This is a genomic window from Streptosporangium vulgare, assembly GCF_042428775.1.
Lineage (GTDB): Bacteria > Actinomycetota > Actinomycetes > Streptosporangiales > Streptosporangiaceae > Streptosporangium > Streptosporangium vulgare.
This window is the reverse complement of the sequence record NZ_JBHMBS010000001.1, coordinates 292,474-314,972: the sequence shown is the minus strand read 5'-3', so window position 1 is coordinate 314,972 and position 22,499 is coordinate 292,474. Positions and strand designations below refer to the sequence as shown.

At 71.1% G+C, this 22,499-nt stretch carries 23 protein-coding genes; 12 read left to right on the top strand and 11 right to left on the bottom strand.

What is annotated here, in order from left to right:
* Window positions 1-19: 19 nt before the first annotated feature.
* Window positions 20-1,015, bottom strand: a complete 996-nt coding sequence (locus tag ACFFRH_RS01365; protein WP_386153404.1) for a DUF1648 domain-containing protein — start codon at window positions 1,013-1,015, stop codon at window positions 20-22.
* Window positions 1,016-1,053: 38 nt separating this feature from the next.
* Entirely contained in the window at window positions 1,054-1,389 is a 336-nt protein-coding gene (locus ACFFRH_RS01360) for a GntR family transcriptional regulator (protein ID WP_329092738.1), read from the bottom strand.
* A gap of 138 nt (window positions 1,390-1,527) precedes the next feature.
* Here ACFFRH_RS01360 and ACFFRH_RS01355 point away from each other — a divergent pair, with 138 nt between their 5' ends.
* A complete protein-coding gene (locus tag ACFFRH_RS01355) occupies window positions 1,528-3,036 on the top strand; it encodes a leucyl aminopeptidase (RefSeq protein WP_386153400.1) in 1,509 nt (502 codons plus the stop codon).
* Between the two features lie 57 nt (window positions 3,037-3,093).
* Here the strand turns inward: ACFFRH_RS01355 and ACFFRH_RS01350 are convergent, their stop codons facing one another.
* Window positions 3,094-3,225, bottom strand: coding sequence for a hypothetical protein (locus ACFFRH_RS01350; RefSeq protein WP_386153397.1), 132 nt, complete (start codon window positions 3,223-3,225; stop codon window positions 3,094-3,096).
* Between the two features lie 11 nt (window positions 3,226-3,236).
* Here ACFFRH_RS01350 and lpdA point away from each other — a divergent pair, with 11 nt between their 5' ends.
* From lpdA to ACFFRH_RS01310, 8 genes are all read left to right on the top strand, one after another.
* Window positions 3,237-4,616 (top strand): dihydrolipoyl dehydrogenase, encoded by a 1,380-nt coding sequence (gene lpdA, locus ACFFRH_RS01345; protein ID WP_386153394.1) that lies wholly within the window; start codon window positions 3,237-3,239, stop codon window positions 4,614-4,616.
* A gap of 37 nt (window positions 4,617-4,653) precedes the next feature.
* Complete coding sequence (sucB, locus tag ACFFRH_RS01340; protein WP_386153391.1) at window positions 4,654-6,147, top strand: 2-oxoglutarate dehydrogenase, E2 component, dihydrolipoamide succinyltransferase; 1,494 nt, start codon at window positions 4,654-4,656, stop codon at window positions 6,145-6,147.
* 201 nt (window positions 6,148-6,348) lie between these two features.
* Window positions 6,349-7,245: a TIGR01777 family oxidoreductase gene (locus ACFFRH_RS01335; protein WP_386153388.1), complete on the top strand. Its 897-nt coding sequence runs from the start codon at window positions 6,349-6,351 to the stop codon at window positions 7,243-7,245.
* 48 nt (window positions 7,246-7,293) lie between these two features.
* Window positions 7,294-8,031: a Type 1 glutamine amidotransferase-like domain-containing protein gene (locus tag ACFFRH_RS01330; protein ID WP_386153385.1), complete on the top strand. Its 738-nt coding sequence runs from the start codon at window positions 7,294-7,296 to the stop codon at window positions 8,029-8,031.
* Window positions 8,032-8,059: 28 nt separating this feature from the next.
* Window positions 8,060-8,737: a lipoyl(octanoyl) transferase LipB gene (lipB, locus tag ACFFRH_RS01325; RefSeq protein ID WP_350970771.1), complete on the top strand. Its 678-nt coding sequence runs from the start codon at window positions 8,060-8,062 to the stop codon at window positions 8,735-8,737.
* A gap of 349 nt (window positions 8,738-9,086) precedes the next feature.
* Window positions 9,087-10,016 (top strand): lipoyl synthase, encoded by a 930-nt coding sequence (gene lipA / locus ACFFRH_RS01320; protein ID WP_362874352.1) that lies wholly within the window; start codon window positions 9,087-9,089, stop codon window positions 10,014-10,016.
* A 240-nt stretch (window positions 10,017-10,256) separates the two neighbouring features.
* Window positions 10,257-10,937 carry a DUF4191 domain-containing protein gene (locus ACFFRH_RS01315; RefSeq protein ID WP_386153380.1) on the top strand — a complete coding sequence of 227 codons (681 nt, stop codon included), beginning with the start codon at window positions 10,257-10,259 and terminating at the stop codon, window positions 10,935-10,937.
* Window positions 10,937-11,731 carry a class I SAM-dependent methyltransferase gene (locus ACFFRH_RS01310; RefSeq protein ID WP_386153377.1) on the top strand — a complete coding sequence of 265 codons (795 nt, stop codon included), beginning with the start codon at window positions 10,937-10,939 and terminating at the stop codon, window positions 11,729-11,731. Before ACFFRH_RS01315 ends, ACFFRH_RS01310 begins: the two co-directional genes overlap by 1 nt.
* Before the next feature lie 229 nt (window positions 11,732-11,960).
* Here ACFFRH_RS01310 and ACFFRH_RS01305 read toward each other — a convergent pair whose 3' ends face one another.
* The 5 genes from ACFFRH_RS01305 to ACFFRH_RS01285 all read right to left on the bottom strand — a co-directional run bounded on the left by ACFFRH_RS01305 (window position 11,961) and on the right by ACFFRH_RS01285 (window position 17,565).
* Window positions 11,961-13,094: a serine hydrolase domain-containing protein gene (locus tag ACFFRH_RS01305; protein WP_386154233.1), complete on the bottom strand. Its 1,134-nt coding sequence runs from the start codon at window positions 13,092-13,094 to the stop codon at window positions 11,961-11,963.
* A 107-nt stretch (window positions 13,095-13,201) separates the two neighbouring features.
* Window positions 13,202-13,489: a cupin domain-containing protein gene (locus tag ACFFRH_RS01300; protein ID WP_386153374.1), complete on the bottom strand. Its 288-nt coding sequence runs from the start codon at window positions 13,487-13,489 to the stop codon at window positions 13,202-13,204.
* Between the two features lie 110 nt (window positions 13,490-13,599).
* Entirely contained in the window at window positions 13,600-14,646 is a 1,047-nt protein-coding gene (locus ACFFRH_RS01295; protein WP_386153371.1) for an RNA polymerase subunit sigma-70, read from the bottom strand.
* A 349-nt stretch (window positions 14,647-14,995) separates the two neighbouring features.
* Window positions 14,996-15,937 (bottom strand): tyrosine-type recombinase/integrase, encoded by a 942-nt coding sequence (locus ACFFRH_RS01290; protein WP_386153368.1) that lies wholly within the window; start codon window positions 15,935-15,937, stop codon window positions 14,996-14,998.
* 653 nt (window positions 15,938-16,590) lie between these two features.
* Window positions 16,591-17,565 carry an alpha/beta hydrolase family protein gene (locus ACFFRH_RS01285; protein WP_386153365.1) on the bottom strand — a complete coding sequence of 325 codons (975 nt, stop codon included), beginning with the start codon at window positions 17,563-17,565 and terminating at the stop codon, window positions 16,591-16,593.
* Window positions 17,566-17,818: 253 nt separating this feature from the next.
* Between ACFFRH_RS01285 and ACFFRH_RS01280 the strand changes: the two genes are divergently transcribed.
* Both ACFFRH_RS01280 and ACFFRH_RS01275 read left to right on the top strand, forming a co-directional pair.
* On the top strand, window positions 17,819-18,229 hold the full coding sequence (locus tag ACFFRH_RS01280) for a hypothetical protein (protein ID WP_386153362.1): 411 nt from the start codon (window positions 17,819-17,821) through the stop codon (window positions 18,227-18,229).
* A 48-nt stretch (window positions 18,230-18,277) separates the two neighbouring features.
* The gene (locus ACFFRH_RS01275; protein ID WP_386153359.1) at window positions 18,278-19,492 is read left to right on the top strand and encodes a TetR/AcrR family transcriptional regulator; all 1,215 of its coding nucleotides are present in this window, start codon (window positions 18,278-18,280) and stop codon (window positions 19,490-19,492) included.
* On the opposite strand, the gene ACFFRH_RS01270 is transcribed toward ACFFRH_RS01275, so the two are convergent.
* From ACFFRH_RS01270 to ACFFRH_RS01260, 3 genes are all read right to left on the bottom strand, one after another.
* Window positions 19,493-19,735 (bottom strand): hypothetical protein, encoded by a 243-nt coding sequence (locus ACFFRH_RS01270; RefSeq protein ID WP_386153356.1) that lies wholly within the window; start codon window positions 19,733-19,735, stop codon window positions 19,493-19,495.
* Window positions 19,704-20,507: a DUF4158 domain-containing protein gene (locus tag ACFFRH_RS01265; protein ID WP_386153353.1), complete on the bottom strand. Its 804-nt coding sequence runs from the start codon at window positions 20,505-20,507 to the stop codon at window positions 19,704-19,706. Before ACFFRH_RS01265 ends, ACFFRH_RS01270 begins: the two co-directional genes overlap by 32 nt.
* 284 nt (window positions 20,508-20,791) lie before the next feature.
* Window positions 20,792-21,253 (bottom strand): RDD family protein, encoded by a 462-nt coding sequence (locus ACFFRH_RS01260; protein ID WP_386153350.1) that lies wholly within the window; start codon window positions 21,251-21,253, stop codon window positions 20,792-20,794.
* Between the two features lie 136 nt (window positions 21,254-21,389).
* Between ACFFRH_RS01260 and ACFFRH_RS01255 the strand changes: the two genes are divergently transcribed.
* Entirely contained in the window at window positions 21,390-22,421 is a 1,032-nt protein-coding gene (locus ACFFRH_RS01255) for a hypothetical protein (RefSeq protein ID WP_386153347.1), read from the top strand.
* Window positions 22,422-22,499: the final 78 nt, after the last annotated feature.

Below are 22,499 nucleotides of genomic sequence, written 5' to 3'. Positions count from 1 at the left end.
GGAAGTCGGCGAGTCGGGATCAGCGGGCGGACGGGCCGGTGGAGGCCCGGTCCACGAGGGTGTTCAGCAGAGCGGCCCCGCTCTCCGCGTCGTCGATCGAGACGGCGAGGCGGCCACCGGAGACGTAACCCACCACGAGGCACTCCCCGCCACGGATCATGATCGTCGCGGCCCCCGGCAGCCCCCTGACGCCCCACCCTCCGACGCCGGACGGGAGCCGCTCCTCCGTCCAGGCCCGCTCCACCCGCTCGATCGGGATGTGCCTGCGGGGCAGGCGGAACGGCCCGAAGAAGAGCACGACACCCTCCTCGGTGATCTGCACCCGCACCGAACTGGTGGTCGCCCCCAGCAGACCCACGAGGGACAAGATCCCCGCCGGGAGCCACAGCACGCCCTCCCCGCCGATCAGGGCGAGCACGGCGAACCCCAGGCCCGCGGCCAGGAGGGAACCGCCGAGCGCGGCGAGCGGGCCGTTGCTCACCGAGGAGACCCACACCGCGCGCTGGCCGGGGCGGAGCGGGAACCGCCTCGCGGGGACGGCGGACGGCTCGGGGCGGTCGTCGGGCCCCGGGCGGGCGGCGAGGGCGCCGAGCCAGCCGCCCAGCAACAGCCCCGCGACCGCGAGGAGCGCGTCCCATCCCAGCTCGGCGGCCTGCCCCCAGCCGGGCGCGTCGAGGTTGGCCCTCAGCGTGACCGCCTGCAACCCCAGGAAGAACAGGCCGGCACCGCCCAGCAGGGCACCGAGCCCCATGCGGCTCGCCCTGCGTCTGAGCAGCGTGACGCCGGCGAGCGCGAACGCCAACGCCCCGCCCGCGAGCAGCACCCACAGGCCCGCCTGGAACAGCAGCGCGGCGGTGAACGGCATCGAGTTGTCGGGGGCGCCGGACGGCCCCCAGTGCGTGGCGATCGGATCGGGCAGCCGGTCTCGCAGCGCCAGCGGCACGGCGACCATCACGGTGGTCACCAGCGCGACCCAACCGGCGGCGATGGACAGAACTCGGGCTCGCAGCCCCACGTCGGTCACTCCTTCCAAGGACCGGGTTTCCCGCCCGGTCACGACAGTTCTCTGATGAGCTCGATGACGTCGTCGTGGCGGTAGCCGTACTGGACCGCCTCGTCGAGCAGGGCGCGCAGCTTCTCCTCGATGACGCTGCGCGGGTTGGGGCGGCTGAGCACGCTCACGCCGCGGCCTCTGCGGAACTCCAGCACCCCCTCGTCGCGCAGGTCCCGCAGGGCGCGCAGCACCGTGTTGGCGTTGATGCCCAGCGCGGCGGCCAGGTCACGGGCCGGCGGGAGCCGGTCTCCCGGAGCGTACGAACCCTCGGCGACGGCACGTCTGATCGCCTCGGCGACCTGCTCGTGCAGCGGCCGGGGATCGTTCAGATCCAAGGTAAGCAACATAGTGCTAGCGACATTAGCACCAAGACGTCCGATGGTGCCACTCCGAATAGCACCATCAGGCGGCACGATTCGTAGGACGAACCCTCGTTTATGCGTACTGCGCCAGCCCGACTAGCATCGGCCTACGTGACCACTGTGCGGCTTACCCCAACTGACAACGCTGTCTCGTTCGATACCGACGCGCTGGTCGTCGGCGTCCACACCGGACCGGACGGTCTGCTTCCCGCTCCCGGGGCCGAAGGTCTCGACCAGGCGCTCGGCGGCAGGCTCGCCGCCACGCTTGAGAGTGTGGGTGCCAAGGGTAAGCCGGGCGAGGTCTCCAAGATCCCCACCTTCGGTGCGCTGACCGCGCCGCTGCTGGTCGTCGTCGGCCTCGGCGACGTCCCCGACGGTTCAGGGGGCGGCTACGACGCCGAGGTCCTGCGCCGCGCCGCGGGCACCGCGGTCCGCGCCCTGGCCGGCACCGGCCGGGTGGCGCTCGCCCTGCCCGCCACGAGCGCCGAGCACGCGGGCGCCGCCGCCCTGGGCGGCCTTCTCGGCGCCTACTCGTTCACCAAGTACCGCACCGTGGGAGAGCAGAGCTCCCCGGTGACCGAGCTGACCGTGCTGACCGACGCCGAGGGCGCCCAGGCCGCGATCGAGCGCGCCAGCACGCTGGCCGAGTCGGTCTCGCTCGTCCGCGACCTGGTCAACACCCCGCCGTCGGACCTGTGGCCGGCCCGCTTCGCCGAGATCGCCGAGCAGGTCGGCACCGAGGCCGGCCTGTCGGTGGAGGTCCTGGACGAGAAGGCGCTCAGGGAGGGCGGCTACGGCGGCATCGTCGCCGTCGGCCAGGGGTCGGCCAACCCGCCCCGGCTGGTCCGCCTCTCCTACAGCCACCCCGAGGCCACCAAGAAGCTCGCGTACGTCGGCAAGGGCATCACCTTCGACTCCGGCGGCCTGTCGCTCAAGCCGACGGCCTCGATGGACTGGATGAAGTCGGACATGGGCGGCGCCGGCGCGGTCTTCGGCGCGCTCCTGGCCATCTCCAGGCTGGGCCTGAAGGTCAACGCGGTCGGCTACCTCTGCTTGGCCGAGAACATGCCGAGCGGCACCGCGCAGCGCCCCTCCGACGTGTTCACCAGCTTCGCGGGCAAGACCGTCGAGGTGCTCGACACCGACGCCGAGGGCCGCCTGGTCCTGATCGACGGCATCGCCCGCGCCGGGCAGGACGACCCCGACGTGATCGTCGACGTCGCCACGCTCACCGGCGCGCAGATCGTCGCGCTGGGCTGGCGGACGGCGGGCGTCATGGGCAACGACGACGACCTCCGCGCGGAGATCGTCGCGACGGCGGGCGAGCAGGGCGAGGCCGCGTGGCCGATGCCCCTGCCCGACGAGCTCCGCAAGGGACTCGACTCCCCGGTGGCCGACATCGCCAACCTGCACCCCGAGCGTTTCGGCGGGATGCTGACGGCCGCCATCTTCCTGCGGGAATTCGTACCTGACGGGGTCCGTTGGGCACACATTGACATGGCTGGTCCCGCCTTCAACAAGGGCGAGGCCCACGGCTACACGCCGAAGGGCGGCACCGGGGCGATCACCCGGACGCTCGTCGGCCTGGCCGAGCGCCACGCGGGCGAGCCCACGCGGTAACGCCGCGCAAGCGGGTCACAAGCAACCCAGACAAATGAAAAGATGCGGTTGCCGGGGTCAGGCCGAGGGCGGGCACCGGCACGGCGCCGAGCCGGGTCCGGTGGCGGTGTGGATGCGATCGAGGATCCGCGCGGCCACCCAGGGCACGACGAGGGGCGCGACCGTGAAGACGGTAATCCGATCCGACAAGGAGCTTTCCTGTGGCTGATGGCAGCGGCCCCTACGACATCGTCGTCCTAGGTGGCGGTAGCGGTGGGTATGCCTGCGCTCTGCGGGCGGCCGAGCTGGGCAAGACGGTCGCGCTGATCGAGAAGGACAAGATCGGCGGTACGTGCCTGCACCGGGGGTGCATTCCCACCAAGGCGCTTCTGCACTCCGCGGAGGTCGCCGACGAGACGCGGGAGAGCGCGACCTACGGCGTCAAGGCCCGTTTCGAGGGCATCGACGTGCCCGCGGTCCACGCGTTCAAGGACAAGATCGTCACTCGCGCCTGGAAGGGCGTGCAGGGCCTTCTCAAGAGCAAGGGCATCACGATCATCGAGGGTGAGGGCCGTCTCGCGGGCCCGAACCGGGTGGCGGTGGGCTCCGAGGTCTACGAGGGTCGCAACATCGTGCTGGCGACCGGCTCCGCGCCCAGGTCCCTCCCGGGCCTGGAGATCGACGGCGAGCGGATCATCACCAGCGAGCACGCGCTCAAGCTCGACCGGGTGCCCACCTCGGTGGTCGTCCTGGGCGGCGGCGTCATCGGCGTGGAGTTCGCCAGCGTCTGGCGCTCCTTCGGCGCCGAGGTGACGATCGTCGAGGGCCTGCCGCACCTGCTGCCCCTGGAGGAGGAGTCCAGCTCCAAGCTCCTGGAGCGCTCTTTCCGCCGCCGCGGCATCAAGCAGGAGCTGGGCGTCTTCTTCGAGGGCGTCAAGACCACCGACACCGGCGTGGTCGTCAGCCTGGCCAACGGCAAGACCCTCGACGCCGAGCTGCTGCTCGTCGCGGTCGGCCGCGGCGCGGTCTCCGCGGGCATGGGCTTCGAGGAGGCGGGCATCGCGATCGAGCGCGGCACCGTCACGGTGAACGAGTTCTGCCAGACCAGCGTGCCGGGCGTGTACGCGGTCGGTGACCTCATCCCGACCCTGCAGCTCGCGCACGCGGGCTTCGCCGAGGGCATCCTGGTGGCCGAGCACATCGCCGGTTTGAACCCCGTGCCGATCGACTACGACGGCGTGCCCAGGATCACCTACTCCGACCCCGAGGTCGCCTCGGTGGGCATCACCTCCGCCCAGGCCAGGGAGCGCGGCCACGAGATCGTCGAGCTGACCTACGACCTCGCGGGCAACCCCAAGAGCCAGATCCTGCAGACGCAGGGCGCCGTCAAGATCATCGCGGCGAAGGACGGCCCGGTGCTCGGGGTGCACATGGTCGGCCGCCGCATCGGCGAGCTGGTGACCGAGGGTCAGCTGATCTACAACTGGGAGGCCCTGCCCTCCGAGGTCGCGCAGCTCATCCACGCGCACCCCACCCAGTCCGAGGCCGTCGGCGAGGCGATGCTGGCACTGGCCGGCAAGCCGCTCCACGTCCACAACTAACGCAAGCCCTCACTCGGAACGCGAGAGAAGACAACCCATGCCGAAGTCCGTACAGATGCCCCAGCTCGGTGAGAGCGTCACGGAGGGCACCGTCACCCGTTGGCTGAAGAAGGAGGGCGAGCGCGTCGAGGCCGACGAGCCGCTTCTCGAAGTCTCCACCGACAAGGTCGACACCGAGATCCCCTCCCCCGCGGCGGGCATCCTCACGAAGATCGTGGTGGCCGAGGACGAGACCGTCGAGGTCGGCGCCGAGCTCGCCGTCATCGACGAGAACGGCACCGAGGGCGCCGCCGCCCCGGCGCAGGAGAAGGCCCCCGAGCCGGAGCCCGAGCCCGCCCCGCAGCAGCAGGCGCAGCCGGCCTCCTCGATCCCGCAGCCCGCCCCGCAGCAGCAGGCCCCGCAGCAGCAGGCCCCCGCGCAGCCGCAGCAGGCCCCCGCCCCGCAGCAGCAGGCGCCCCAGGCTCAGCCCCAGGCACAGGCCCCGCAGACCGTCCAGTCCTCCCCGGCCGCGCCGCCGTCCCCGATCGCGGCGTCCGAGCCCGCCGCGCAGCCGTCGGGCGACAGCCCGTACGTCACCCCGCTGGTGCGCAAGCTCGCCGGCGAGCACGGCGTGGACCTCGACTCGCTGACCGGCACCGGTGTCGGCGGGCGCATCCGCAAGCAGGACGTGCTGGAGGCCGCCCGCGACCAGCGCGAGCGCGCCAGCGCGGCCCAGGCCCAGGCGCAGGCCCCCCAGGCCGCCGCCCAGGCCCCGGCCCAGGCGTCCGCCCCGCAGGCCCCCGAGCCGGTCGTGGTGGACACCACGCTGCGCGGGCGCACCGAGAAGATGTCGCGGCTGCGTCAGACCATCGCCAAGCGCATGGTCGAGTCGCTGCAGGTCTCCGCCCAGCTCACCAGCGTGGTCGAGGTCGACGTCACCAAGATCGCGCGGCTGCGCGACCAGGCGAAGGCCGAGTTCCAGCGGCGCGAGGGCGTCAAGCTCACGTTCACGCCGTTCTTCGCCCTCGCCACGATCGAGGCGCTCAAGCAGCACCCGAAGCTGAACGCCACGATCAACAGCGAGACCAACGAGGTCACGTACTTCGACACCGAGCACCTCGGCTTCGCGACGGACACCGAGCGCGGCCTGCTCGTCCCGGTGATCAAGGACGCGGGCGACCTCAACATCGCGGGGCTGTCCCGTAAGATCGCCGACCTCGCCGAGCGCACCCGCACCAACAAGGTGAGCCCGGACGAGATCACCGGCGGCACGTTCACGCTGACCAACACCGGCAGCCGTGGCGCGCTGTTCGACACGCCGATCCTCAACCAGCCGCAGGTCGGCATGCTGGGCACCGGTGCCGTCGTCAAGCGCCCGGTGGTCCTGGACACCCCCGAGGGCGAGGTCATCGCCGTCCGCTCGATGATGTACCTGGCGCTCAGCTACGACCACCGCCTGGTCGACGGCGCCGACGCCGCCCGCTTCCTGACGACGATCAAGCGTCGTCTGGAGGAGGGCCGTTTCGAGAACCAGCTGGGCCTGCACGGCTAGTCACCCGTTCTCTCCCACCGGGCCGGTCCGCGACGTCGCGGGCCGGCCCGGCTCGTTCTCCCCCGGGCGCGGCTCCTCCCCCCGGGTACGGGTCGTTTCCCTCGCGTCGGCGGCGGGTCTTGAGAACCCGCGGTGATGACGCGAATCCGGTGGGTGCCCGGTTTCCGAAGATCCGGGGGGAGGTCGATTACATTGGACGACATGAAGATCATCGTGACCGGGTCCTCGGGCCTGCTGGGATCGGCTCTGGTCAAGGCTCTGCGGGACGACGGCGCCCGGGTGGTCCGTTTGGTGCGGCGGGTGCCGGAGGGCGGCGACGAGGCCTTCTGGAACCCGGCCAAGGGGGTCGTCGAGCGGGAGGCGCTGGAGGGCGCGGAGGCGGTGATCCACCTCGCGGGCGCGGGCATCGGCGACCGGCGCTGGAGCGAGGACTACAAGCGCGAGGTGGTCCGCAGCAGGGTCGAGGGGACCAGGACCCTGGCGGGCGCGCTCGCCGGTCTGCGGGCGAAGCCCGCGGTGCTGCTGTCCGGCTCGGCGATCGGCTTCTACGGCGACACCGGGGACGTCGCGGTGGACGAGACGGCGCCCGCCGGTGCCGGGTTCCTCGCGCAGGAGGTCGTGGTGCCATGGGAGGCGGAGACGGCGCCCGCGGAGGAGGCGGGCATCCGGGTGGTGAAGCTCCGTACCGGCCTGGTGCTGAGCGGGCAGGGCGGCATGATGTCGCAGCTTCTCCCCATCTTCAGGGTGGGACTGGGCGCCCCGCTGGGGTCGGGGCGGCAGTACTGGTCGTGGATCTCCATCGACGACTGGGTCCTCGCCGTCCAATACATCCTGAAAAATCCGGAAATCTCGGGCCCAGTGAACCTGACGGCCCCCGAGCCGGTCACCAACGCCGAGTTCACCAAGACCCTCGGAGCGGTCCTGCACCGGCCCACGATGCCGCTGGCCGTGCCCGGCTTCGTGTTGCGCACGGCCATCGGGGAGTTCGCCGAGGAGGGGGTGCTGACCGGCCAGCGGGTGCTCCCGCGGCGCCTGCTCGACAGCGGCTACACGTTCCGGCATACGCGTCTCAAGGAGGCACTCGCCGCCGTACTCTAAGATCCCTGTTTTCAGCGTTCCGGCCGACGAGACCACTGGGAGACGGACATGGGCAGCCCCGGGCAGTCGCACATCCTCGCGATCGGGGGCGGCTCGTTCCGCGCCTCCATCCGCCAGGGGACCATGGAGGCGAGCCCGCTGCTCAGGTACGCCCTCGACCTCACCGGCCAGGACCGGCCCCGCCTGGGCCTGCTCGCCACCGCCACCGGCGACGACGCGGAGTGGCTGCTGAGGATGTACGGCGCCTTCGGCGCGTGGGACGTCGAGGTCAGCCACCTGACCGTGTTCCCGATGCCCAACGTCGAGGACCCGCGCGAGTGGGTGCTCGGCCAGGACATCATCTACGTCAGCGGCGGCAGCGTGGCCAACCTGGCGGCCCTGTGGCGGCTGCACGGCCTCGACGAGATCTTCGAGGAGGCGTGGCGGGCGGGCGTGGTGCTGGCGGGCCAGAGCGCCGGGGCGCTCTGCTGGCACGTGGGCGGCAACACCGACTCCTTCGGGCCGACGCTGCGGGTGTGGTCCGACGGCCTGGGCATTCTGCCCTACTCCTGCGGCGTCCACTACAACTCCGACCCGCAGCGCCGGCAGCTGCTGCACGAGGCGGTGGCCTCGGGCGAGCTTCCGGAGGGCTACGCCGCCGACGAGGGCGTCGCCCTGCACTACGTGGGCACCGAGTTCATCCAGGCCGTCAGCGTGTATCCGGACGCCTACGCCTACAAGGTCGAGCACGACGGGGCGGGCGGGGCCAAGGAGTTCCGCATCGAGCCTCGGCTTCTCACGTCTTAACCACGAACGGGTCAACTACTCTTGAGGCGTGAGTGACCTGGCAATCGTCCGTCTTGGCGTTGACTTCCCCTACGAGCAGGCATGGGATCTTCAGCGGCGCATCCACGCGCGCCGGGTGGCCGAGGAGATTCCAGACACCTGCCTGATGCTCGAACACGCGCCGGTCTACACGGCGGGCAAACGCACCGCGCCGCACGAGAGGCCCTCCGACGGCACCCCGGTCGTCGAGGTCGACCGGGGCGGGCGGATCACCTGGCACGGCCCCGGCCAGCTGGTCGGCTACCCGATCGTGAGGCTCGGCGGCTCCCTCGACGTGAACGCCTACGTGAGGCTCCTGGAGGAGACCCTGGTGCACGTCTGCGCCGACTTCGGGGTCCAGGCGGGCCGGGTGGAGGGGCGCGGCGGCGTCTGGGTGGCCGGAGACCCCTCGCACGGCCTGCCGGACAGGAAGGTCGGGGCGATCGGCATCCGGGTCTCCGGCGGCGTCACGATGCACGGGTTCGCGCTCAACTGCTCCAACGACCCGAGCTGGTACAACCGGATCGTCCCGTGCGGCATCAGCGACGCCGGGGTCTCCTCGCTGTCGGCCGAGACCGGCCGCCGGATCGTGGTCGACGAGGTCCTGCCGTACGCCGAGAAGCACCTGGCGGAGGCGCTGGGCGCGCAGGCCTTCGAGCTGCCCGAGGAAGACCTGTTCCGGCGCTGACCCCGGCACCGGCGCACCGGGCTCCGGCCGCGCGTCGCGTCCGGAGCCGGTGGAGCGGGGAGCGGCCGCGAGGCCGCCCCGCACCGTTTCCGGCATTCCCGGCGCCGTTCCCCCCTCCTCCGCGCCGGTCCCGGCGCTCCTGACGCTCCTGACACCGCCCCCCACCGCTCCCCGAGCACCGCTCCTCAACACCGCTTCCAGGACCGTTCTCCGCGTCCCCTCACCCACGGTGACCCGGGTCCGCCGCAACCCGCGGCGGGACATAAGCTGGTGAGGTGAGCGAGCGTGACGACATTTACCGCACCTCGATGTGCACCACCTCGGTCCCCCGACCGACGAAGGAGCTCGCATGACCGTCGCCCCCGAGGGGCGGAAGCTCCTCCGCCTCGAGGTCCGCAACGCCGAGACCCCCATCGAGAAGAAGCCCGACTGGATCAAGACCAAGTTCAGGGCGGGTCCGAACCACACCGAGCTCAGGGCGCTGGTCAAACGCGAAGGGCTGCACACGGTCTGCCAGGAGGCGGGGTGTCCCAACATCTCCGAGTGCTGGGAGGACCGCGAGGCCACCTTCCTCATCGGCGGCGACCAGTGCACCCGCCGGTGCGACTTCTGCCAGATCGACACCGGCAAGCCCAAGGCGTACGACACCGACGAGCCCCGCCGCGTGGCAGACTCGGTGCGGCAGATGGGGCTCAACTACGCCACCGTGACCGGTGTCGCCCGTGACGACCTGCCCGACGGCGGCGCGTGGCTGTACGCCGAGACCGCGCGGCAGATCCACGCGCTCCTGCCCGGCTGCGGCGTCGAGCTGCTGGTGCCCGACTTCAACGGCGACCAGGCCCAGCTGGAGGAGGTGTTCTCCTCCAGGCCCGAGGTGTTCGCGCACAACATCGAGACCGTCCCGCGGATCTTCAAGCGCATCCGGCCCGCGTTCCGCTACGACCGGTCCCTGGGAGTGATCACCAAGGCCCGTCAGGCCGGTCTGGTGACCAAGTCCAACCTGATCCTCGGCATGGGCGAGGAGCGTGAGGAGATCGTCCAGGCCATGCGCGACCTGCACGAGGCCGGGTGCGACCTGCTCACCGTGACCCAGTACCTGCGGCCCACCCCGCGCCACCACCCCGTCGAGCGCTGGGTGAAGCCGGAGGAGTTCGTGGAGCTGCAGAAGGAGGCGGAGGCCATCGGTTTCGCCGGAGTCCTCTCCGGGCCGCTGGTCCGCTCCTCCTACCGGGCGGGCCGTCTGTACAAGCAGGCCGTCGAGGCTCGCCAGCACGCCTGAGCCCCTCCTGGAAACCGGAAGGACCCCGCTCCCGAGCGGGGTCCTTCCGGTTTTCCGCCCCCTGCTCCCCCATCCGGCGCCCCTCTCCGCGCGGGAAAGGATGTCCGCGCGTACGACGGGGGCCGCCCGGCGACGGTGAACCCGTACGGTCACGGGCGCCTCGCCGCTCCCGGTGCCGGAACCGGAGCTCGGCAGGTCACGTTTTCACTTCTTGAGCCCTGGATTTGTATCCTTCAGAACATGGCCAAGAAGCCCGAAGACACAGAGCGCCCGGGGCGCATCAAGCAGCTCCGCATGATCGCGAAGATCATCAAAGAGGCAAACCCCAAGGGGATGCCGATCGTCTACGCCTCGGCGCTGGGCACGCTCGCGCTGTGCGTGGTGATCGGCCTGGTCACGGGCTGGTTCTGGTATCTCCTCTTCATCGGGATCATGCTGGCCCTCACCGTCGGGCTGGTGGTTTTCGGCCAGCTCGCCCAGAGGGCCCAGTACTCCATGTTGCACGGGCAGGTCGGTGCCGCCGCCGCGATCCTGCAGGGCATGCGCGGCAACTGGGAGGTCACCCCCGCCGTCGCCGTCACCCGTGACCAGGACATCGTGCACCGCGTGGTCGGCTACCCCGGCATCATCCTGGTCTCCGAGGGGCCGGGCAGCCGCGTGCAGAAGATGCTCGTCGCCGAGAAGAAGCGCGTCCAGCGGGTCGCGCTGGACGTCCCCGTCTACGACATCCAGTCCGGCGACGGCGACGGGCAGGTCCCGCTGGCCAAGCTGCAGCGGCATCTGATGAAGCTGCCCCGCAACCTCAAGAAGCCCGCCCTGTACGAGATCAACAACCGGCTGAAGGCGCTTCCGCAGACGCTGCCGATGCCCAAGGGCCCGCTGCCGCGCGGCGCGAAGATGCCCCGTCCGAAGATGCGCTGATGAGCCTCGCCGGGGTGGGCCGCCACCGGGTGGACGCCGCGGCCACCTCCCGGGCCAACCGCGGCTGGTGGGACGGCGCCGCCGACGAGTACCAGGCGGAGCACGGGGAGTTCCTGCGCGACGCCGGGTTCGTCTGGGGTCCCGAGGGCCTTGACGAGGCCGACGCCCGCCTGCTGGGCGACGTCGCGGGCAGGGACGTGCTGGAGATCGGCTGCGGTGCCGGGCAGTGCGGGCGCTGGCTGGCCGGGCAGGGCGCCAGGGTGGCCGCCTTCGACCTGTCCTTCCGCCAGCTCCAGCACTCCGGCCGGATCGACCTGGAGGCCGGGTCCGCGCTGCCGGTGGTCCAGGCGGACGCGGAGGTGCTGCCCTTCGCCGACCAGACGTTCGACCTGGCCTGCTCGGCCTACGGCGCGCTGCCCTTCGTGGCCGACGCCGGGGCCGTGCTGGCCGAGATCCACCGGGTGCTGCGCCCCGGGGGCCTGCTGGTCTTCTCGGTGAGCCACCCGATCCGCTGGGCCTTCCCCGACGACCCGGGCCCCGCCGGGCTCACCTCCGACCGCTCCTACTTCGACCGTTCCGCGTACGTGGAGATCGGCGAGGACGGGCGGCCGTCCTATGTCGAGCACCACCGCACGATGGCCGACTGGGTGGGGCTCATCACCGCGTCGGGGCTCGTGCTGCGGGGGCTGACCGAGCCCGAGTGGCCGCCGGGCCACGACCGCGAGTGGGGCGGCTGGAGCCCGCTGCGCGGCCGTCACCTGCCCGGTACCGCGATCTTCACCTGCGCGCGGTAGCGACCCTCGCGCGGCGGACGACCGCGCACGCCAGACGACCGCGCACGTTGAACGCCCCACGTACGGTGGACGCCCCGCGTACGGTGAACGGCCCCGCCCAGCAGACGACCCCGCACGGTCAGGCGGCCCACGCGGTCAGACGGCCCGCACGGCAGGCGGCCCCGCACGGTCAGGCGCGGGACCCCGCCGGGGTGACCCGGCGGGGTGACCCGCTCACGCCTGACGGCGCCTAACGGTCGCCACCGGCGTTCAGGACGAGCCCGCCGAGGGCGTCGAAGGTGCCGAACTCCCCTGCGGAGACGAGATTCTTGGTCACGGCGACCGCGATCCCGGTGGCCGTGTCGGCGTACGCGGCCGATCCGCCGCTGCCCGCCATGCCGAACAGGGTGGGACTGTCCAGGAGCTCGGTGGCGCCGAGGGCGTACCCGAGGGACCTGGTCGCCGGGAAGGCGGTGACCTCGTCCATGCCGCCGAACTCCACCGCGGTGATCTCGCGGAGCCGTTCCGGCGAGACGAGCCGGACGCCGTCCACCTCGCCCAGCAGGGCGGCGTACATGCGGGCCACGGCGCGGGCGGACATGGTGCCGCCCGCCGGGATGTCCGAGGTCAGCACGTCTGCGCGGTTGCCGAAGGCCGCGTCGGGCATCGCCGCCATCGGCGCCGCCGTGTAGCCGTCCACGACCTTGAAGAACGGGACGTCCGCGAACATCGTCTCCGCGGACATCCCCTCGGGCATCTCGAAGTCGTTCGGCGCGTCCTCCAGGCGGGCCAGCCTGCCCAGCTCGGACTCGGGGACGCCGAAGAACAGCTCGTCCGCCACCCCCAGCGGCCCGGCGACCTCCTCCCGCAGGACGTGGGAGATCGGCGTGCCGGTGGCCCGGCGGACGATCTCGCCGACGATGTAGCCGAACGACTGGGGGTGGTAGCCGCTCCTGGTACCCGGCTCCCACCAGGGCGTGGCCCCGGCGATCACCGCGCACATCGCCTCCCAGTCGCACAGGTCCTCGGGGGTGGTGGCCACCGGTACGCCGGGCACGCCCGTCGAGTGGGTCAGGGCGTGCCGCAGGGTCGCGCGCTCCTTGCCGTGGGCGCCGAACTCCGGCCACAGCTCGGCGATCGGCGTGTCGTAGCCGAGGACGCCCCGCTCCACGAGCACGTGCGCCACGGTCGAGGTGACGCCCTTGCCGGTCGAGGCGCTCCAGAACGGCGTGTCCGGCGTGACGAGACGCCCGGTGGCCGGATCGGCGACGCCCGCGACGACGTCCACCACCAGCTCGCCGTGCCGGTACGCGGCGACCTGCAGGCCCCGCTCGGCACCGGACTCCACGAGCTTGTCGGCCGCCTCCTGGACCCGCTTCTGCATGTCGTTCACGATCTTCCCCTTCATCAATACTTCGCGATGAGACGTACGACCTGTACGACGGTGCGACGCCGGGAAAGGAATCGGTCCGGGTCCCAAGAGCGGGGAAATCAACGCCGGGAGATCGCGAGCAGGACGGCGGGCTCCGGCCCCGGGTTGCGCAGGGCCCGTACCGGCAGCCCGTCCAGCCACAGCACGTCGCCGCGCCGGAAGGCCCGGTGGTCGCCGTCGGAGCAGACCAGCTCGATCCGCCCGCGCTCCAGCAGGACGATCGCCCCCCGCCACTCGGCCGCGTCGTGGACGCGCGATCCCCCGGGCTCGACGACGATCCTGCGCACGTCGAACGACGGCCCGGACCGCCCGGGAGGTGAGGGGGGCGGATCCTCACCGGCGCTCACCACAGCGTCTCCCGGCCCCGTACCCGTACCCGTGCCCGTGCCCGTCACAGCGTCTCCCGGCCCCGCACCGGCGCTCACCGCAGTGTCCGCCGGGTCCTCACCGGCGCCTGTCACAGCGTCTGGGGAAGGCCGAAAGCCGGGAAGATCTCGGCACCGAAGGTCGTGATCTGGCTGACCAGCCCGTCCTCGACCCGCAGGACACCGAGCCACGAGCCGTGGTACTCGGACTCTCCGGCACGCTTGACGTACGCCGCCGCCGCGGGCTGCCGGTTGGCGCGGGTGGGCAGGACGCGCCAGTCCCCCCACGCCTCGGGGCCGACCATGGCCGGGCGCCACGCGTCGACGATCGCCGGCCCGCCCAGGATCCAGATCGGCGCCGGCGGCATCGACTGCCACGCGTCCGCGCGCAGCACCCCGGCCAGGATGGCGGGATCTGCCTGCTCGACGGCGTCGATGTAGCGCTGCAGCACCGCGCGTTCCTCACCGGTCGGATCCGAGGACGGCGCCCACTCCAGCCGTCGCGCGGGCAGGTTCTCCCGCATCGTCGACCGTGCCCGCTGCAGGGTGCTCTTCACCGAGACGACGCTCACCTCCAGCAGCGCGGCGGCCTCCTGCGCCGACCAGCCGAGCACGTCGCGCAGGATCAGCACCACCCGCTGCCGGGGAGGCAGGTGCTGGATGGCGGCCATGAACGCCAGCTCGATCGTCTCCTTGGCGACCACGGCGGCGTCCGGCTCGGCGCCCGCGGGCGCGGCGGGCTCCAGGAGCCGGTCCGGGTAGGGGCGCAGCCAGAAGACCTCGGTCGACGACGGTGACGGCACGCCGGGGGTGGCCAGCACCGGCGCCTCGCGCGGGCGCGGGCGGCGCGGGTGGCGATCGAGGAAGTCCAGGCACGCGTTGGTCGCGATCCGGTACAGCCAGGCCCGGAACGTCGAGCGTCCCTGGAAGCTCTCCCTCTTGCGCCAGGCGCGCAGGAACGTCTCCTGCACCATGTCCTCGGACTCCTCGAACGAGCCGAGCATCCGGTAGCAGTGCACCCGCAGCTCCCGCCGGTACCGCTCGGCGAGCGCGCCGAACGCCGGCTCGTCCCCCGCCAGCGCGGCGGCCAGGACCTCGCCGTCCTCCACCACTTCCCGGCCTGTCTCGTTCCCGGTCACGACCTCATACCTCCCGTACGGCGTACCGCCCGGCGCGGCCGCCCCCGGTATGACGGCCGTCGGCCGGAAAAGGAATCGGTCCCGGCACCTTTTTCGGGCCCCCACTCGGGTCGGCGCGACCAGCCCCGAAGTAACTCTGCATAGTCAATGTCACGGTCTGTGCCTGAACGCACTTCCTCAGCGCGACTGATCCGGTGCCGCCAGCGACGAAGTGGCCGTTCGCGCCTCGCAGCCGGTTCGCGATGTGTCCGGGGCCCAGGACTCTACTCGCGGGTAGGCCTCCGGGGAGATCGGACCGGATTTTGGCGCTACTGGAAGCCCGGGCAACGGGTTGTCGCAACAGCCCTGATCAGTGTCGGCGCCGGGGTGGAGCAAGATGCTCGGTGACTGCGGCGATGGCCTCAGCCCCGGGTTTGACGTAGCGCATGGCGGTGCGCGGGTTCTTGTGCCGTGTCTTGCCCATGATGAGTTGCAGCGGGATCTCGGCGTCGCCGAGATGGGTGGCGGCGCTGTGGCGTAGCTGGTGCAGGTCGAGCCCGGCGTACTTCTCCAGCAGGACGCGGGCGCGGTCGTAGCCGAGGCGGGCGCGGCCGGTGTGCGGGCAGATGTCGGCGGCCGCAGGGCGGCGGGCCGGGACGGGGCGGCGTTCGGACAGGAACAGCGGACCGTGCGTACGCGTGCTGCCGTCGGGGAGCCGGAGCAGGCGGGGCAGCAGGTGGGCGGTGCCGCTGTCCCAGTACACCCACTCGACGGCGCCGCCCTTGGACCGGACGGGAGCGCGCCGGTGCTCCAGGTCGAGGTCCTCGACGTTCAGCGCCAGGATCTCGGCGGCGCGGGCTACGGTTTCGTAGAGCATCCGCCACAGCGCCCGCTCCCGAAGGGGGATGTCGCGGCGCGACAGCAGCCGGTGAATCGTGGTCTTGGCCACGGCGCGGGTCTCGTCGGCGGTTTCCTTACGGCGTTCGGCGTCGGCCGGGACCGACGGCGCGGCCCAGTACTTCTTGGTCTGGCACCAGGACAGCCAGGAGGTGACGGCGGCGCGGTTGCGGTTCCAGGTCGCCGGCGCGCTCGCGCCCCACAGCTCGGCGAGCGCGGTGCCGATCTCGGCGTCGGCGACTTCGGCGAGCGGCCGGTCTCGGCCGAGCCGGGCAACGGTGCGGTCGATCGCGGAGGCGTAGGCGCGGTGGGTGTTGGGGTTGGCCGTGCGCGGGATCGCGAGAAAGGCGTCGGCGGCTGCGGCGAGGGTGACGTTCCCGCCGCGCAGGGCGGCGACCTTCGGTGCGGCGCTCATGCCGGCCGCCGAGCGACGTCCGCCGTAATGTACCGGATAACGGGCCGGAGTCGCGCAGCGTCCCGGCGAGACGTTCTCCTGGCCGCCGCGCCATCATGATCGCTCATGTACGTGATAATAGACGATTATCACGTACATGATGGCGGCCGGATGTGCATAGTCGGGACTGGATGGGGGGCGAAACGTCTCCTAGCGAGCGAGGCTCCTCGCTGCAGTCCGTCACGGCGGCTGCACCGCCTCAGTGCGCGGGTCCGGTCAGGCGGCTGATAGGGGTGCCGGGCTGGTCATGCACGTTCGCTACCGCGCTGGTCTGGTCCGTGCCCGCCTGGGTGAGGAAGATCCACGTCCCCTAGACGCCCCACGTCAGGCCGAGCAGCGAACTCGCGGCGTAGAAGCCCATTCCGTTGGTGGAGCCGGCGGCGGCGATTTTCGCGGCGCGGTTGCGGTATGCCTGGGAGGCGGCGACGACGTCGAAGCGGAAGGCGACAACGATGAAGGGGAGGCCGGTGAGTCCGGCGGCGCTACCGCCGACGGTTGCGGCGAACGTGGTCCACGTGGCGATTGCTCCTGTGCGATCTGTGATGGGGTGGAAGGTCCCGGTGCGATGAAGTGCGGTGGGCGGCGGCCGTCGCGCCGCCCACCGCCTCGCGGAACTATCTTGTTTCGACCTTGGCGATCGGGTGTTCGCCGTTCTCCAGGGCGTTCACTGCGTTCTTCCAGGCCGGGTCGTCCGGGTAGAGCCGGCTGCGCAGGTAGGCCCACACGAGAGCCCGCAGGGTCGCCACGCGCTCGGGATTTTCGTCGTTCGTCTCTGCGGCGTCGTATCCGGAGATGCCGCCGAAGATGTGACCGGCGCCGTACATGGTCAGCAAAGTCTTGTTGCCGGCGGGGCTGGCCGAGTAGGCGTCAGAACGGTAGCTGAGCCGATCGGAGAAGTAGGGGTTGAGGTCCTCGTCGCCCGCGACGATCAGGCCGACGCCTGTCATCTGGTTGAAATCGGTGTATTGCAGCACCGGGTAGTTCGTCTTGGCCCAGTCGGCGAAGTGGTCGTCGCTGCCGATGCCTGGAGCTCCGATGAGCACTCCGGCCTTGACCCGGGAGTCGGAGAGGTCCTTCGGGCGGTCGTCGTTCGGGTCCAGCATTCGGGCTCCGAGGAGGAGCGAGACGGTGTTGCCGCCCAGGGAGTGTCCTACGGCGCCGACACGATCCCTGTCGATCCGCCGTTCGGCGAGACCGGGAACGGTGGCCTCGATGTCGTCGAGGCGGTCGAGGATGTTGTGCATGTCTGTGGCGCGGTCACGCCAGAACAGGGGCGCGTCCTTGAGGTCGGTGTCGCGCAGGCCGAGGGCCGTCGAATCCAGGTGGGTCGGCTGGATGACCGCGAATCCGTGGGCGGCGAAGAAGTTCGCCAGCGGCCCGTAGCCGTTGTAGGAGGACAGAAAGTTCGCCATCCCGTGCCCGTGGGACAGGAGGATGAGCGGCAGGTCGGTGCCGCTCGCGGGGATCGATACCTTGACCTGCAGCGGCACGGGCCGGCCGGGAACGTCGAGGGTGACTGGGTGGTAGGTGAGGACGGGTTGCGACGCGTTGACCGGGATGTTGGCGGCGTCGCTGTACGGCTTGCTCATCGAAGTTTCCTGATCAGTTCTGGGAGTAAGCCGTCCGGCAGACTCCATGGTGGTAGCCGCCGACGGGTGAGCACTCTGTGTTTCCTGGACGTTGAGTCCTGGTGAAAGACCGTGCCCCTGCCGATCGGCCGGGAGAGTTGATCGCTGATGGATGTCGTGCCCGCCCACCTGGGCGTGAGCACTGCTTGATTAGGTTGCCGAGGTTCTCCCGCCGGACTGCTCAGGGTGATCGGGATCGAGAACGGGAGAACCGTTGCGCTTGTTCGTGGGGGATGACCGGGCCGAGGACCACCACGATGTGCAGGTGATGGACGGCTCCGGCCGGCGGCTGGCCAAGGCCCGCCTGCCCGAAGGTGTGGCCGGAATGGCCCGGCCGCACGCCATCGTCGGCGAGCCGGCCGAGGACCAGGACCGAGGCGCTGGGGGTATCGAGACCGATGGGCAGGGGTGGATGTGGCGCGGCACCATCGTCGGCGTCGCCGTGCCCACGATCGCGTTGTCCGACACCCCAGCCGCATCGCCGGCAATGCCCCGCCGACCAGGACCATCCGGATCGAGCGCCCGGCCGGCGCGGGCGGCCGCGGGACAGCCGTGTCGGCCATGGCCGATCACCCCCAAGTCAAACAATAACAAGAACACTCGTGTCGTTGCTCTGAAAATATAACAACTCTACTCAAGGAGTTGTTCCGGGCAATGCCATAGACTTGAGGGCATGACCGAGGCCACCACCGGGCGCAGGGAACGCAAGAAGGCCCGCACCAGGCAGGCGATCGCCGACGCCGCGCTGGAGCTGTTCCTGGAGCACGGCTTCGACCGGGTGGCCGTCAAGGACGTGGCCGAGGCCGCGGATGTGTCGATGAGCGGGCTGTTCAAGCACTTCCCAACCAAGGAGTCCCTGGTCTTCGACGAGGAAGACGATGTCCAGGCCGGCCTGATCTCCGCGGTGCGCGACCGCCCAAGAGACGTATCGGTTCTGGAAGCCCTGCGCGACTGGCTGCTGGCCCACGCCTGCGCGGCGACCGCCGACCCGGACGCCGTCGCGTTCCTCGGCCTCGTCGCCCGCACCCCGGCGCTGAACGACTACGCCCGCCGCATGTGGCTACGGCACGAAGAAAAGCTGGCCGAGGAGATCCGCCAAGCCGGGCCGGACGCCCCCGGCGCCGGCATCGCCGCCCGCGCGCTGGCCCGATTCGTCCTGGACCGCACCCAGCCCCGGCAGCGTGACGATCCGCGCGCCGAGATCGACACAGGTTTCGCCCTGCTCGCCCACGGCTGGCCCGCCCCCGAACGCCAAGTGCCGCCGCACCACCCTCCGCAGGCAACGCCTACGTCCCCGGCCCGCCCACCGGGACTACGCGAACGCAAGAAGGCCGCCACCCGGCAGGCCATCACCGATGCCGCGCTGGAGCTGTTCGCCGCCCGCGGCTACGACGACGTCGGTGTCCGCGAGATCGCCGAAACGGCCGGCACCTCGATCGCCACCCTGTTCGCCTACTTCCCCGAGGGCAAGGCCAGCCTGGTCTTCCCCGGCAGCCGCAGCCAGCTCGTCGCCGACCTGGTCAACGCCGTCCACCGCCGCGCACCCGGCCAGAGCGTCCTGGAGGCGCTCCACGACTTCATGGCCGGGCGCGGCCCGTTCGTCCCCGACCCCGCCCCTGACCAGCGACGCGTGCTCGACGTCATCCAGGCCACCCCGGAACTGCGCGACTATGCGCTGCACTCCTGGGCCGCGGCCCAGCAGCCGCTCACCACGACTATCACCCAAGAGGCCGCTCTGCCGGCCGACGACTTGTCTGCCCGGCTTCTGGTCCGCCATGTCCTGCAGATCCCCGACCTCGCCAACATCATCGATGCCGACGCCCGCCACACCCTGGACGTCGCCACCGCCCTGCTTGAGCGCGGCTGGCCCGGCTGCCTCACGGCGTAGTCAAAGGTCCAGGGCCGCCTGGGCGAGCCGGGCCAAGATGCCGTGCTTGCCCTGCACCCGCCGGAACTCACTGCTCAGCTCGTTCTCGACCTTCTTCTCGGCCCGCACGCTGATCTTGTGGACGAGCTGGACCAGCAACTCCACCAGGCCGTCGATCATCTCCGCCTTGCGCACCCAGCACAGCGCCGCCGGCAGGGTCAGCCTGATCGACTCAGGTGCGACGGCGAAGTCGGACGGGTACATGCGCATCGCCCGTGCCCGCCACACCTCCACGACCTTCTCCCTTCTCCGACACCACCTCGAACAGGTTGTCCGGTAACCCGACCGCCTTGACCCGCTCCAGCTTGACGATCTCGGCCGGCAGCGTCTCCAACTGCAGCGGCCCCGGGTCCTCCTTGAGCTCCTGCAGGAAACTGCGCGCCGCGGCGGCCGCGGCCTCTCCCTCGCCGTCCGGGTCGGGATCGGGAACCGCGATCAAGTCTTCGAGCGCGGCCGCTGCCGAGACCGGGAACCGTCGCATCGTGGTGGCAGTGAACTCCCGCTCGAACAGCGCCTCGGCCGCGCCTGCCGGCCGCTCGATCTGCTTGGGCGTAGGAGGCTCGGTCCGATCCTCGCGGCAGCGGGTCAGCAGCGCGGCACGCAGCCGCTCCCGCGAGGTCTCCACCGGGCAGATCTTGTCGGCCAGCCAGAACGTCAGCTTGTCCTCATCGGCGACCGTCGGCTCGCGAAAGCCGTGGAACCGGCGGATCTGTGCCCGGTGGTACTCGATCGTGCTGCCCGACCAGCGATACTCGGCGAACAGCGCCGCATCGACCATCACCTGGCCGGCCACGTAGTCCACTGCGGCCTTCGGCACGTCCTCCCGGCGTGGGAAACGGCCCTCCAGCTCGAAGAACTTCAGCATCAGTGCGAATCCGAGACGGGTCGCGCCGCTTTTGTTCGCCAGCAACTCGGCCTCGGCCTCATCCAATGTCCAGCACTCGATGAGGTCCTCCGGCTCCCACTCTCTGCGCATCGGCAGGGATCCTTTCTCTCCCCCGATCGCTCTGAAGATTCGCAAGCACTCTGCTGCGCACTGATGTCGTTACGGTCCGGTACCGCCCATCCGTGACCGCTACGCACCAGCCCCGAGACATTACAGAGCGTTACTTTGGGGCTGGTCGCGCCGACCCGAGTGGGGGGCCTTTCCCGGCCGGGCCCCGCGGCTTTCCCGTCCGGACCCCGAAGCCCGGAAGCGGGCGCGATCATGGACACGGAGCGGACTCCGGCAGGCGGGTGGGAGCGGAAAGCGGGGGCGACTCAGAGGCGTACGACCACGGTGTTCGCCGCGCGGTCGTGCAGGCCGCGCTGGTCGCGGTCCCAGACGAGGGCGGGCACGGCCAGGCAGAGCAGGAAGGTCCGTACCAGCACGGCGACGAACCCGGGGGCGCCGCCGCCGAGCGCGGCGACCCGGACGCCGAGCAGACGCATCCCGAAGGTCATCCCCATGGTGCCCACGAGCAGGAGGTATTCGGCGGCGAGGACCAGGATCGGCACCCAGGGCGCCGCGGTGGGGTCGACCCGCAGGAGCCCCTGGGTGATCGCCCAGGTGCAGATCAGCCAGTCGATCACGATGGCGCCGATCCTGCGGCCGAACCCGGCCACCGAGCCGCTGCCCTCCCGGGGCAGCCCGAGCCGCTCCCCCGGATAGCCGAGATCGACTCCGGCGGACCTGACGCCGCCGAGCCAGGTCTGGGTCCAACGCGGCTGCTTGCTGCTCATGCTCCAACGGTAGCCGTCCGGGACGCCGCCCTCGCATCCGCCCGCGCCGCCGACCGGCCACCGGCTACCGGTGTCACGCGAAAGCCGTGGATCATGTGTGTCGGCACCCCCTCGCGATCACCCCCCGGAGAACCCCGTGTCCGACATCGACGACATCGACGAGCGTTTCAGGGCGCTCACGGCTCAGATCGACGAGCGGGAACGCCGGCGGATGAACAAGGCCGCCGCCCAGGAGTGGGCGCGCCATCCCCGCCTCCGGCGGCGCCGGAGGCTGCGGAACGCGGCGATCGCCGTGGTGGTCCTGGTCGCGGCGGCCGGGGTGTTCGTCTCCTACCGGCCGGATGTCGTCGACCAGGTCCGTACCGCCGTCTCCGGACGGCTCTCGGACCTGACGGCGGGAGAGTCGGGAGAGACCGCCGGGACGAACGAGCCCGTGGAGACGGCACGGGCGGAACCGGGGAAGACCTCCCCCTTCGACGGCTCGCCCGCCCAGGGGTACGCCGAGGGCGCCGAGGGGCTGGTCATGCCGCCCGCCAGGGCGGTGGGCGGGCTGAGCCGCAAGGAGGTGTCCGCCGCCGTGCGGCACGCGAAGAACCTCCTCGTGGCCTCGCACCTGGACGAGAGGGTGCTGACGGGCGGCAGGCCGGAGAAGCTGATCCGCCTGCTGGACCCGGAGCAGCGCACACCGTTCGTCAAGGGGCTCAAGAAACCGGACAGGAAGAAGGGGTACCACAGCCGCGAGTGGGTGACGAGCCTGGCGCCGGGAAGCGGCGAGTTCGTCACCCGGACCGTCAAGGTGGACGGCGAGACCCGGCTGTCGGCCTTCGAGGAGGACGGCCTCAGGGGCGTCCGGGTCAAGGTCAACTACCTGTTCGTGTACGCGGTCCAGCGGCCGGACCGCCCGGACACCCTGACGAGGCTCGTCGCCCACAACATCGGCGTCGTGCAGGCGTGGCGGGACGGCGACCGGCTGCGCTTCTGGGTGAACGAGTGGAACGGCGGGGGTGTTGCCTCGGCGCGGTGCGACACCGACGACGGCTTCGTCCACCCCTTCTATCCGGACTCCCTGAACAACGTGGAGACGACCGGTCCCGCCGTGGATCCCTACTCCCGCGCCGAGGACGACACGCGTCCGGGAGCCTGCCGGAGGCTGACGTCGGAGACGTGAAACTCGGGCAAAGGAAAGACCCGCCATACCCGTCCGGAGCGGACTTGAGGACTAGCGTGGAGGCGACGTTCGCTTAAC